At 56.5% G+C, this 12,656-nt stretch carries 7 protein-coding genes; 4 read left to right on the top strand and 3 right to left on the bottom strand.

Annotated features, from left to right (window positions below; translation table 11 throughout):
• Window positions 1-122 precede the first annotated feature (122 nt).
• Window positions 123-1,148, top strand: coding sequence for a lipopolysaccharide heptosyltransferase I (gene waaC / locus IE090_RS14160; protein ID WP_189389235.1), 1,026 nt, complete (start codon window positions 123-125; stop codon window positions 1,146-1,148).
• Here waaC and IE090_RS14165 read toward each other — a convergent pair.
• The 3 genes from IE090_RS14165 to IE090_RS14175 all read right to left on the bottom strand — a co-directional run bounded on the left by IE090_RS14165 (window position 1,132) and on the right by IE090_RS14175 (window position 7,632).
• Window positions 1,132-3,660 carry an EAL domain-containing protein gene (locus IE090_RS14165; RefSeq protein ID WP_189389238.1) on the bottom strand — a complete coding sequence of 843 codons (2,529 nt, stop codon included), beginning with the start codon at window positions 3,658-3,660 and terminating at the stop codon, window positions 1,132-1,134. The genes waaC and IE090_RS14165 overlap by 17 nt on opposite strands.
• Window positions 3,650-6,508, bottom strand: coding sequence for a CheR family methyltransferase (locus tag IE090_RS14170; RefSeq protein WP_189389241.1), 2,859 nt, complete (start codon window positions 6,506-6,508; stop codon window positions 3,650-3,652). Before IE090_RS14170 ends, IE090_RS14165 begins: the two co-directional genes overlap by 11 nt.
• Window positions 6,509-6,585: 77 nt before the next feature.
• The gene (locus IE090_RS14175; RefSeq protein WP_189389244.1) at window positions 6,586-7,632 is read right to left on the bottom strand and encodes an AraC family transcriptional regulator; all 1,047 of its coding nucleotides are present in this window, start codon (window positions 7,630-7,632) and stop codon (window positions 6,586-6,588) included.
• Window positions 7,633-7,793: 161 nt separating this feature from the next.
• On the opposite strand from IE090_RS14175, the gene IE090_RS14180 reads away from it, so the two are divergent.
• The 3 genes from IE090_RS14180 (at window position 7,794) to IE090_RS14190 (ending at window position 12,651) form a co-directional block, all read left to right on the top strand.
• Window positions 7,794-9,401 carry an FAD-binding oxidoreductase gene (locus IE090_RS14180; protein ID WP_189389247.1) on the top strand — a complete coding sequence of 536 codons (1,608 nt, stop codon included), beginning with the start codon at window positions 7,794-7,796 and terminating at the stop codon, window positions 9,399-9,401.
• A gap of 94 nt (window positions 9,402-9,495) precedes the next feature.
• On the top strand, window positions 9,496-11,094 hold the full coding sequence (locus IE090_RS14185) for a glycerol-3-phosphate dehydrogenase/oxidase (RefSeq protein WP_229815783.1): 1,599 nt from the start codon (window positions 9,496-9,498) through the stop codon (window positions 11,092-11,094).
• 3 nt (window positions 11,095-11,097) lie between these two features.
• Entirely contained in the window at window positions 11,098-12,651 is a 1,554-nt protein-coding gene (locus IE090_RS14190) for an FGGY-family carbohydrate kinase (RefSeq protein WP_189389250.1), read from the top strand.
• Window positions 12,652-12,656 lie beyond the last annotated feature (5 nt).

Consider the following 12,656-nt stretch of genomic DNA (forward strand, 5'->3'; position numbering starts at 1 on the left):
CGCTCCGCCGACGGTTAAAGCCGCGGATGGTTGCGCCAGCACGGTTTAAAGTCAAGCCAACGGCTTGAATCCAAGGGCAGATCACGTAAAGTTCGCCAGCGCTCACCTTGTTGGACATGCCCTTGAAAGTACTGATTGTTAAAACCTCGTCGCTGGGCGATGTGTTTCATACCTTGCCTGCCATTGAAGATGCCTACCGCCAAAGACCCGATATTGAGTTTCACTGGCTGGTAGAAGAAGCGTTTGCCGACATTCCCGCTTGGCATCCGGCGGTCACTAAGGTGATTCCCGTGGGCTGGCGGCGCTGGCGCAAACAGTTGTGGCGTAAAGAGCATCGCCAGCAGTTGGCGGCCTTTGTGCGCGAGCTGCGCGCTGAGCAATACGATGCCGTCATTGATGCCCAGGGCCTGATTAAAAGCGCGCTGTTTACTCGCTTGGCGCGCGGCCCGCGCTATGGCCTAGATAAGCACTCTTGCCGTGAGCCGCTGGCCGCTCAGGCTTATCAACATCCGCAAGCCGTGGCCAAAGGTCAGCATGCCATTCCGCGCGTACGCCAGCTGTTGAGCCAGGTGCTAGATTATGCGCTGCCGCCTAAGTTGTCCTACGGCATTGATCGTAAGCGTTGGCAGCGCCCAGACATACCCGGTGCTTATTGGTTGTTTTTGCACGGCACGACTTGGGAGACCAAATTATGGCCTGAGGCCTATTGGTGCGAGCTGGCCGATAAAGTAACGGCCTGCGGCGCGTCGGTGGTGTTGCCTTGGGGCAACGACGAAGAGTTTGCGCGCGCTCAGCGCATCGCCAGTGGGCGCGACAAGGTGCAGGTGCTGCCTAAAATGGGGCTGAACGAGCTCAATGCGTACCTAGCTCATGCGACGGCCGTGGTGGGCGTTGATACCGGCTTGTCGCATGTGGTGGCCGCCCTTGAAGTGCCGGCGGTGGCCATTTACGGCGCCACGGATGCCGATCTTACCGGGGTGCTAGGGCCGCAAGTGACGGTGATGCGCAGCCAGCGCCATTGCGCTCCATGCCTATCTAAGCAGTGCTTGCAAGCGGATGACGACGCGATTCAGCCGCCTTGCTATCGAGATGTGCCACCGCAGCGGGTGTTTGAGCATCTGCAGGCGCAGCTTACTGGCGGTCTTTAACGAAAGGGATGAGCTCGGCAATCGGTAGCGACGGCGAGTATAAAAAGCCCTGAGCGTAGTAGCACCGATGTTTGAGTAAAAACTCAGCTTGCGAGGCCGTTTCAACACCTTCGGCGATGGTTTGCTTACCGAGAGTGTCGGCCAGTGAGATCACGGCCTTGCAAATGGCTTCATCGTCACCGTCAACGCCAATGTCTTGCACGAAAGAGCGGTCAATTTTCAGGGTATTAAAAGGCAGTGACTTGAGGTAGGCGAGGGAAGAGTAGCCAGTGCCAAAGTCATCTATCGCCAGCTTGATGCCAGATTCACGCACTGCTCGCATCACCAGCGAGGCTCGTTGTGGGTTTTCCATGGCCAAGCTTTCGGTGAGCTCCATCGATAGCAAGTTGGCAGGAAACCCTTCGTTGTTCAGTTGCTGATGCACAAAAAACAAAAACTGGCTGTGCCAGAACTGCCGTGATGACACATTGACGCTCAAGTGTAACTGCTGCTCTAGCTGGCGGTTAAGCTGGCCTATGTCGTGCAGAGCGGTTGTCAGCACATACAAGCCTAAGGATTCAATCGCTTGGGAGCGTTCAGCGATGGGAATAAACTCACTGGGCGATATGTCCCCCAGTGCATCTGAGTGCCAACGCGCCAGCGCTTCCACACCCACGACGTTACCCGTGCGCAGGTCGATTTGTGGTTGGTATTCGACGCGGATTTCTTCTTTCTCTAACGCTCGTCGCAGGCTGGTATCCACCATCACACTGCGCTCGTATTGTTGTGCCAGTTGCTCATCGAACAGGGCCGTGGTTTCGCGACCGGAGTGTTTGGCCTGATACATGGCGATGTCTGCTTTGCGCATTAAATCGGCGTAATTGTCGCCGTCTTTGGGATAGCTGGTGATGCCAATGGATGCTGAGGGTGTCAGTTGATAACCAGGGAAGTCAATGGCGGTGGCTAGGCGGTTAAGAATATCTTTGGCCTTGAGGTGGGCGTTGTAATCGGAAATCTCTGGCAGCAACACCACAAACTCGTCGCCACCAAAGCGGCAAACGGTATCGCTGTCGCGTACTTCGGTGCGAATGCGTTGGGCAACTTGTTTTAACACCACATCGCCCACGTCGTGGCCGTAGATATCATTGATGTCTTTAAAGTGATCCAAGTCGATAAACAGCAGCGAAAACACCCGCTGATGGCGCTCGCTGCTGGTAATGGTTTGCACTACGCGGTCTTCTAGTAGGTTGCGATTGGCGCAGCCCGTTAGGGCGTCGTAAAACGCCAGTTGACGAATTTGCTCTTCTTTGCGTTTGCGCTCGGTGATGTCGCTAAAGACGGCGATGTAATGAGAGATTTGGCCTTCTGAGGTATTTACGGCGCTGATTTGCAACCACTGTGGGTACAGCGTGCCGTCTTTGCGGCGATTGGTAATTTCACCCGACCAAGCGCCTTCTATTTTTAGGCGTTGCCACATGGTCTGATAGAACGCTGGTGAGTGCAGGCCAGATGATAGCAGCGCTGGGGTATGGCCTTGGACCTCGGCAAAGCTGTAGCCAGTAATGGCCTCAAAGGCGCGATTGACCATAATGATGCGTTGATCGCCGTCGGTGACGATAATGCCTTCGTGGCCCTCGCTGAATACCCGCATGGCCAACCGCAGCTGCTCATCTGACTCGTGCTGATCGGTCACGTCGTACAAAAACAAACTGGTGCAGCCATTGACTGGGTCCGGCGGCAAGGCGCGACCACTAAAGTAACGATGGCTCCCGGTGTTCAGACTTAGAGCAAAAGACGAGGTCTGTTGCGTATCATGAACCCTTTGGATTTGTTGGCGAAAACAGTCGGCGACTTCCAGAGGTAACACCTCTGTCATGTCTTTGCCCTGATAGTCATGATCAACCTGTAATAACTCACTTAAATGGCTGCTCAGGTGTTCAATGCCTTCTTTGGGGTTAATGCAGGCGACCATGGCTAGGCCATGGTCGACAAAGGCATCCAGCATGCGGCGCGAGTGGCGGGCTTTGATCTCTGCGGTTTGATCATCAATCACCACCAAAAAGCCGCCGCTATCTGTGGGGATGTGTGGCGTAAACAGCACTGACAATACCACCATGCGTGCTTGATGGCGCAGCTGCAGCGGTGGGCTGACGATGAGCTCATCGCTGTGCAATAGCTGTGTCTGATACAGCCAATGGCCGTCATCTTGAGTTAAAAAGCGATGCAAGGCGCGACCACGTAAGGCTCCTTGGTGTTGCAATAAATCGCAACTGGCCTGATTGCTGTCATGAATATTGCCATGGATATCGAGGGTCACAATCGGCAGTGGCACCAGATCGTACAGCAGTTGAAAGTGTTGGCGCTGTTGAGCCAAGCGCTGTTGTGATTCTTCCAACTCTTGATTTTGCAGCTCTAGCTCGGCCTGATAAATCTGTAAGTCTTGCACTAGGTTCAGCTGCTCGGCATTAAGCGGCTCGCTGAGGGTTTGCAGGGCCTTTTTGCGCAGTGCTTCCAAGCGTGGGTTATTCATCATCTGGACAGCCTCCGGGGAGAGCGTCCCGATACCAGTTGGTGATGTTGAAGTGGCTGACAACAGCGGCATAGCCCTCATCCGCCACCGGCGCGACGGACATCAAAAACCAGCGCTGTTCAGTGGGAGAATGGCAGGGATATTGGACAAAATAGGCGTTACGATGGCCAAGGATGACTGCTTTGATGCCGTCACGAATGTCCAGCAGCAGGTCCGTGTTATCGTCACTTTGAGCAATGGAGGTTTCCAGTGTGTGCAAATAGTTGCTGCCAACGCCGCAGTGGCGACATTGGGGGTCACCATTGAGTGCAGCGAAGCGAGACCAGGCGCGGTTGACCATGGCAATTTCCCCATCGTACGTCAGTAGGGCAATGTGCTCAGGCAAAGCATCGATGACCGCCTGTAGCTGCTGGGCGCGTTGCACATCGGTAATATCGACGAAGGTGGCCACGGCACCGCGCAACTGCAGTCTTGGCTCGCTGTAGGGCATGATGCGCGCCAGCAAGGTGCGTTGTTGCTCGGTTTGCAGCTCACGCTCCAGCGGCTGCTGGGTATCGATGGCGCGGCGCAAATCGTCTATCACATCATCATAGTTGCTGGTATTGCGAATGTCCTCCAATGGTCGACCAATGTCGGCATTACGTAGGCGAAAGACATCGGTGACGTCTGGGCTGAAGCGGGTGACTTGTAGGTCGCTATTGACGAACACGGTAGCCACGCCAGAGGCACTGATCATGGTTTTTAGGTCGGCGTTGATCTGGTTGAGCTGTGCCACCTTGCCCTGATACTCACTGTTGACGGTGTTGAGCTCTTCGTTAACGGACTGCAGCTCTTCGTTCGAGCTTTGCAGCTCTTCATTGCTGGCCATCAGTTCTTCATTGGCGGCCTGCAGTTCTTCGTTGGTGGTTTCCAGCTCTTCAATGGTGGCTTTCAGGTTTTGCTGGGTATCGGCCAGCTCTTGCTCCAGCGTGTGTACATAAGGGTCATCACCGACCACAGTGGCAGATTCTGTCTGGTCTTGGTCAATATGCTCGTGAATAAAACATATCGCCACCAAGCAGGCGTTGTCGACGACAGGGTGTGCGACTAGGTGCAGGCGACAGGTTTGGCCATCTATGTCGTAACTGAGGGCAGCAGAGCGGCAGTTTTGTTGCTGCCCACGACAGCGCACCAGCAATGATTGCACGGTTGTGAGTAAGGGCGCCGTGACTAGGTCGCTGATATGAGTGCTCACTGGGCCATCAAACACCCGTAAGAAAGGCGCGACCCGGCCAACGGTACGCTGTACCTCGCCGCTGTCGACCTCGATCACCAAAGTGGGCGGTGCATATTGTTGCAGCAAAGTTTGGTGCAGCTGCTCTAACATCGGCTCGCTGGTGTCGTTGACCGGCTGGCGTGGTCTGGCGGGCAAACTGCGCTTAGGGAGCGCAGGTGTCGTGGGACTTAAATCGGTATGCGTGTTGCCGCGTAAGCGTTGATACAAGCTAAAGCTGTCATTGACACAGCGGTAGCTGTCGTCCATGCCCTGGGTGGATTCACTGTTGCCTAGCAACAGCACGCCAGTGGGTTTGAGAGCGTGGCGAAACCCGGCCAGTACGCGCGCTTGGGCGTCGCTTTGTAAGTAGATCAGGGTATTGCGGCAAGAAATGAGATCCATGCGAGTGAAGGGGGGATCGGCCAACAAGTTATGGCGCGCGAAAACGATGCTTTCGCGAATCTCGGCGCGAATCTGGTAGCCGCTGGGGGTGGCAATAAAATAACGCTGTAGGCGCTCGCGACTGATTTCATCGGCAATGCTGTGGGGATACAAACCACTGCTGGCACGCTGAATATTGGCGTCATTGACGTCGGTGGCAAACAGTTTCAGGCTGCCGCGACGTTGCTGCCGGTCCATCACTTCATGAATCAAAATGGCTAGGCTGTAGGCTTCTTCTCCACTGGCGCAGCCGGCGACCCAGCAGCGTAACTGGGTATCTTGGGTGTGTTTGAGCAGTTCGGGGATGACCTCAGCGGCGAGGTAGTCAAATACCTCGCCATCGCGAAAGAAACTGGTTACTGGAATGAGTAAGTCATCGTACAGCGCACGCTGCTCGATTGGGTTTTCTTCCAGATAGCGCAAATAGCGCGCTGGCTCATGCCGGTGCGTGGCATGGTAGCGGCGCTGTAGCCGGCGACTGACGGTGCTGTATTTGTATTGGCTGAAATCCACGCCGGTGGCTTGCAGCATAAACGCCAGTATGTGGCTTTCGTCGATGTTTTCTTCACCAAACAGTGGTGTGGGCTGGCGGATGAGTTCGGCAATGCGAGTGGGCAGATCGCGGGCATAGGCAATGACATCGACGCAGTCGGTACTGATGGCGCTGTCTGGCATGCCGCTAAAACGCGCGTCCTCTGGCGCTTGCACTAATACAGAGCCGCCGGCTTTTTTGAGTTCCATTAAACCGCGACTGCCGTCCGAGCCGGTACCCGAGAGAATGACGGCGAAGGCTTTATCAGCGTGCTGGCGCGCCAATGACTGCAAAAACAAGTCAATGGGCAAAGGCAGTATTTCTTGGTTGCGCTCCTGCACATGAAAGCGCTGCGCTTCCAAGGTGACGGTAACGCCTGGCGGGATCAAATAAATTGTGTTGGCCTGCAGCGTCATTTGATCTTCGATGATGCGAATATCAATTTTGGTGTGGCGCGCCAGCAGCTCCAGCATCATGCTTTTGTGCGTGGGCGACAGGTGTTGAATGACGACATAGGCCAGATCGTCTGGCAGAACGTTGTGGTCGAAGAACTGTTCCAGAGCCTCGAGGCCGCCGGCCGATGCCCCAATAGCGATGATGTGGTGTGGAGGGCTGTCCTGCATGTAGATTGATCTGACTGCGACTTTGAGTTCTCAAAGATAGCTCAGCCGGTACAGCAGCACAGCACTGTGTGACAATTTTATTGATCTGAGGGAGAAGGTTCGCTGTGGCGTTGGCGGTATTCGCCTGGGGTCATGCCGGTCCAGGCTTTAAAACGACGGTGAAACGACCGTGCCTCGCTGAAGCCCAAGCGGCTGGCCATGTCGCTGATCGGCATTTGGCTGTGGCATAGCCAGTCCGTTGCGGTTTCGCGACGCAAATCATCCAGCAGCTGTTGATAGCCGGTGCCGGCCTCTTGTAGGCGGCGCTGCAGCGTGCGCTCATTGAGGCCGAGTTGCTCGGCGACTTTTTCCCGCCGTGGCAGGCTTTCTTCCATCAGGTTGCGCAACAGCGAGCGGGTTTGCATCACGATGGGATGGCGCTGGCGTATTTCGGCCATCACGGTGGCGGCTTGTTGCTCCAAGGTGCGCAGCAAGGTGGGGTCGGGTTGGCGCAAGGGCGTATCGAGCACAGACTCGTGAATGATCAAGGCATTGCGCGGCGCGCCAAACTCCAAAGGTGCCTGAAACACCTCTTGATAAGCCAGCAAATGCTCGGCAGCCGGCGTGGGGGATTCAAATTGCACGCGCTCGGGTTTGCGCTCGGGTAAATCGGCCAGCCAGCGGGCAAAAATCAGCCAGGAGCCGAGCACGTTGTCGATCATGTGTGGCCGCACCACCGGGTCGTCGTATTGGCAAATCCAACGCATGGCAATGTGCGGTCCATGTTTTTCAATGCGGGTAATGCCCATGTCGCCGACGATGGCTTCGTACTCTGGCGTCAGGTGCAACGCCTCGCGCGCGGTGCGGGCATTCATCGCCATGTAGCCCACCAGGCTGTAGGAGCCTGGCTGCACATATTGAGCGCTTTTAAGGCCGAATAGGGGGTCATTGCTTTGCTCGATTAACCAGCGAATCAGGGTTTGAAAATCACGCCCGCGAACGCGTGCCACGCTGTTGTCCAGAATGCCGGCAGGCAAGCCGGTGGCCTTGAGTGCCAGAGTTGGGTCGATATGATAATCCTGAGCGGCGCGTAGATACTGGCGAATGGCATTGGCGGAAGCGGTGCCCAAGTCTGAAGTGCTCATGAGTGGTTTTCCCGTTACAGCCAATAACTGGCTGAATTTGCTCCGCGACTGTCCGCAAGAGTCAGTGCTTGTGGTTTTTGCCTCAGTATACTGGCTGACTATCCGAATCAAAAAGTGCGGATGTTGTAACAACATCTGACAACCAAAAGGAATCAACAGTTATGGCACGACGTTGGAACGGCTGGGGCGATGACGGTTACGTTAAAGAGGTATCCGCCCACGGTGGTGCATTGATTCGTTCCATTATCGGTGAGCCGACGCCGCTTAAAGACGCCACCTTGGACGAGGTCGTGGCGCAAGTGCCGGCCTCGCGTTTGCCGCAACATGCGTTAATTTCCACGGATGCCGAGCAGCGTGTTCGCCATGCCCGTGGCCAAAGCTTTCCGGACTGGCTCGCCATGCGCAGTGGCAAATTCGGCACTTTCCCTGACGGCGTCGCCTTTCCGGAAACCAGTGCACAGGTGCGTGAACTGCTCGATTTGGCGCGCCAGCATGATTTTGATGTCATTCCCTACGGCGGTGGCACGTCGGTGGCTGGCCATATTACTCCGGTAGCGAGTCAGCGCGCGATTTTGACCGTCGATATGGGGCGCATGAATCAACTGCTGGAGCTGAACGAAGAAAGCCAAATTGCGACCTTTGGTGCGGGCACGCCAGGCCCGCAGGTGGAATCCCAGTTGCGCGCCCGTGGTTATACCTTGGGGCATTTCCCGCAGTCTTGGGAGTTGTCGACCATTGGCGGCTGGATTGCCTCACGCTCCAGTGGCCAGCAATCGCTGCGCTATGGTCGCATCGAGCAAATGTTTGCCGGTGGACGCATGGAAACCCTGCGCGGCAGTTTGGATATTCCCACCATTCCTGCCAGCTCGGCCGGGCCGGACATGCGTGAGGTCACCATGGGCACGGAAGGGCGCATGGGCATCTTTACCGAGGTTAAGGTGCGGGTGACGCGCCTGGCGCAGGAAGAAAAGTTTTTTGTCATGTTTATGCCCAACTGGCAGCAAGCCAAAGCGGCGGTGCGTGAGTTGGTGCAGCAGAAAATTCCGCTGTCGATGATGCGCGTCAGCAACGCCAGCGAAACCCGTGCTCATGCTCATTTAGGCACCTCTGAATCGCAGTTTAAGCTGCTGGATCGTTACCTGAAATTTCGTGGCCTGGATGATCAGCGCTGCATGCTGACTTTCGGTGTGACCGGCTCTAAGTATCAAAATCGCACTTCGCTTAAGCAGATTCGCCAGGTGCTGAGCCAGTACGGCGGCGTGGGCGGTGTGATTGCCAATATGATGGGCAAAATCTGGGCCGAAGGTCGGTTTAAGTTCCCTTATTTGCGTGAAACCACCTGGCAGCAAGGCATCGCCGTCGATACGCTGGAGACCGCCACCGATTGGGATAACGTCGATGCGCTGATGCACGACATCGAGCAGGCCATCAAAACGGCCTTGAGCGATGAAGGCGAGCAGGTGATGGTGTTTACCCATTTATCGCACCTGTATGGTCAAGGAAGCAGCATCTACACCACTTATTTTTTCCGCTGCGGCGAAGATTACGACGCTACCTTGGCGCGCTGGCGCAAGCTTAAGAGCCGCGCGTCTGAGGTGATTGCCCAGGGGCGGGCGACCATTTCCCATCAGCATGGCGTGGGCAAGGATCATGCGCCGTATTTGCCGGCCGAAAAGGGCGAGCTGGGCATGGAGGTCATTCGCGGATTGTTGCAGCAGTTCGACCCGGATAAGCGCCTGAATCCGCAGACCTTGATTCAGGACGATTGAATAACAACCCATAAAAGTCATAACGACACTACATTCTCATTTTTTGGCCGGCTCTGCCGGCCGTTTTTTCGTTCCGGCTATGGACGGAGACAGCATGCAAACCAATTCAATGTGGCACACAGGTGGCCGTGAGCAGGCGTTGGCAACGCTCAAGGCTGAGCAGCACTGGGACATTATTATTGCCGGCGGTGGCATTACTGGCGCTGGCATCGCGCGTGAAGCGGCCCGTCGCGGCCTGAAAACCTTACTGCTGGAGCGCCAGGATTTTGCCTGGGGCACGTCCAGTCGCTCTTCCAAAATGGTGCATGGCGGCTTGCGCTACATTGCCGCCGGTGACATCAAAACCACCATGCATTCGGTGCAGGAGCGCGAGCGCTTGATGACCGAATTGCCGGGTCTGGTTGATCGCATGGGCTATTTGATGGCCCATTACCAAGGCGGTTTTCCTGGGCCTTTTGTGTTTAATACCCTGCTGCGGGTGTACGACTTTTTTGCCGGTAAGCGTTACCGTCAGTTTTTCCCCAGTGCGGCTTTTCAGTTCCTGAGCCCCCTGATTCGCCAACAGTCGTTGCTCGGTGGCACTCAGTTTGCCGATGCCGTCACCGATGATTCGCGTCTGGTGCTGCGGGTGTTGCGCGAAGCGCAGCGCGACGGTGCGGTGGTGGTGAACTACCTCGGGGTCAGTGAACTGCAAAAAGACGGCGAGCGCGTGTGTGGCGCGGTGCTGACGGATACCCTCAGCGGTGAGAGCTATTGCGTTCGCGCCGATGTGGTGGTCAATGCCACGGGTGCCTGGGCGGATCAGCTGCGCGGTCAAATGCAGGCGTCGCCACGCATTCGCCCTGCGCGGGGCAGTCATATTGTGGTGCCGTCTTGGCGCTTACCGGTGGCGCAGTCCTTTACCGCGCTGCACCCTAAAGACCAGCGGCCAATTTTTATCTTCCCGTGGGAAGGCCGCACCGTGGTGGGCACCACAGACCTAGACAACCCCAAACTCGATAACCAAGAAGCGCGCATGACGCGTGATGAGCTGAATTATTTGTTGGAGGTGGCGCGCTATCAGTTCCCCCAGGCTGAGCTCAGTGAATCTGACGTGATTTCCAGCTGGGCGGGTGTGCGTCCGCTGGTGTCTTCTGGGGCGCTCAACCCGTCGAAAGAAAAACGCGACCACAGTGTTTGGGATGACAACGGCCTGGTGAGTGTCAGTGGTGGCAAGCTGACCACCTTTCGCTTGATTGCCCTTGATGTTTTAAACGCTGCACGCCCCTACATTCAGCGCTTTCCCGATGGCGAGTTTGAGCAGCGTTTATTTACTCCCGCACAAGCACCGGCTGACGCTCGCTTTCGCGGCTTGCCTGGGTATTTGCAAAAGCGCCTGCTCGGTCATTATGGCGCTGAGCTGTCGACTCTGTTGGCCGAGGCGCGTGATGATGAGCTGGAGCTGATACCCGGTTGTCGCTGCTGCTGGGCCGAGTTGCGCTACAGCGCCGGTCATGAGGCCGTTGAACACTTAGATGACCTGTTGCTGCGGCGCACCCGCATTGGCTTGCTGGTGGAGCAGGGCGGTTTGATTTACGCCGATCGCATTCGCCGCATCTGCAGCGAGGCATTGGGCTGGAGTGAAGCGCGCTGGCAGCAAGAGCGTGAGCGCTATGAGCACATTTGGCGCAGCGCCTACAGCTTGCCGGAGTAAGCCATGTCGGAATATGTGTTGGCCATTGATAACGGCACGCAAAGTGTCCGGGTGCTGGTGTTTGATCGCCACGGCAACGAAGTGGCTAAGAGCAAGGTCGAGCTGGAAGCCTATGTGTCGGCTCACCCCGGCTGGGCAGAGCAGCAGCCGGATTATTATTGGCAGGCGCTGCAGCAGGCGTTTGCCGGGCTATGGTCTCAGGGCTTGGTGGCACCTGAGCAAATTGCCGGCGTGGCGCTGACCACGCAGCGCTACACCATGATCAATCTGGATGAGCATTTTCAGCCGCTGCGCCCGGCGATTGTTTGGATGGACCAGCGCAAAGCCACACCAGAGCGCCCATTGGGCGGTCTGTGGGGCTTGTTAACTCGGCTATTGCGGCTAACGCCGGTGATTAACGACATGCGTGCCAAGGCACGGGATAACTGGCTGCAACAGCATGAGCCCGATGTGTGGCGTCGTACGCGCTACTACGTCAATTTATCTGCCTACTTAACCCATCGCCTCACTGGCCAGTTGCGTGACTCCGCGGGCTCGATTGTCGGTTACTTGCCCTATGACTATCGCCGTCAGTGCTGGGCGAAAAAATCCGACTTGAAGTGGAAGCTGCTGGCTGCCACGCCGGAAATGATGCCAGAGCTGGTGCAGCCAGGTGAGCCGTTGGGCGCCATTACTGCGGATGCGGCTAGGTTGACAGGCTTACCAGAAGGTCTGCCGCTGATTGCTGCGGCCTCCGATAAAGCCTGTGAAGTGCTCGGCGCCGGTGGCAGTGATCCGCACATTGGCTGCTTAAGCTATGGCACCACCGCCACCATCAATACCACCACCTCACGCTACTTAGAGACCATTCCGTTTATTCCGCCTTACACGGCAGCGGTGCCAGGTCATTACAACACCGAGATGATGGTGTATCGCGGCTTTTGGATGGTGAGCTGGTTTAAGCAGGAGTTTGCTCATTACGAACAGCGCAAAGCCGCTGAGCAAGGGGTGCCAGCAGAGCAGCTGTTTGACGACCTGCTCAATCAGGTACCCGCCGGCTCCATGGGGCTGATGATGCAGCCTTACTGGTCGCCTGGGGTGCGCCAGCCTGGCCCGGAGGGCAAGGGAGCCTTGATTGGCTTTGGTGACGTGCACAAGCGCGCGCATGTGTATCGTGCCATTTTAGAGGGCTTGGCCTACGAGCTGCGCCAGGGCAAAGAGCAAATTGAAAAGCGCAGCAAGGTGCCCATTACTCGCCTGCGAGTGTCCGGCGGTGGCTCACAAAGCGATGCAGCGATGCAGCTGACGGCGGATATTTTTGGCATGAGCGCGGAACGGCCGCACACCTTTGAGGCGTCGGGCTTGGGCGCTGCCATCAACTGTGCCGTCGGTTTGGGTTGGTATGGAGATTATCGCCAAGCCACCGATGCCATGACTCGGGTGGGGCAGGTGTTTGAGCCGCATTTGCCCACGGTGCGCTTGTACGATCGCTTGTACCGTGAGGTGTATCAACAAATGTACAAGCGCATGCAGCCTTTGTATCGCGCGATTCGTGATATCACAGGCTACCCAGATTAGAGGCA

The organism is Bacterioplanes sanyensis (assembly GCF_014652515.1).
Classification (GTDB): Bacteria; Pseudomonadota; Gammaproteobacteria; order Pseudomonadales; family Oceanobacteraceae; genus Bacterioplanes; species Bacterioplanes sanyensis.

Bases quoted from the DNA above. Each gene is read 5' to 3' on its own strand.
- IE090_RS14175 (WP_189389244.1), bottom strand. From the start codon at position 7,632: ATGAGCACTTCAGACTTGGGCACCGCTTCCGCCAATGCCATTCGCCAG.
- IE090_RS14185 (WP_229815783.1), top strand. From the start codon at position 9,496: ATGCAAACCAATTCAATGTGGCACACAGGTGGCCGTGAGCAGGCGTTG.
- IE090_RS14190 (WP_189389250.1), top strand. From the start codon at position 11,098: ATGTCGGAATATGTGTTGGCCATTGATAACGGCACGCAAAGTGTCCGG.
- IE090_RS14165 (WP_189389238.1), bottom strand. From the start codon at position 3,660: ATGATGAATAACCCACGCTTGGAAGCACTGCGCAAAAAGGCCCTGCAA.
- IE090_RS14180 (WP_189389247.1), top strand. From the start codon at position 7,794: ATGGCACGACGTTGGAACGGCTGGGGCGATGACGGTTACGTTAAAGAG.
- IE090_RS14170 (WP_189389241.1), bottom strand. From the start codon at position 6,508: ATGCAGGACAGCCCTCCACACCACATCATCGCTATTGGGGCATCGGCC.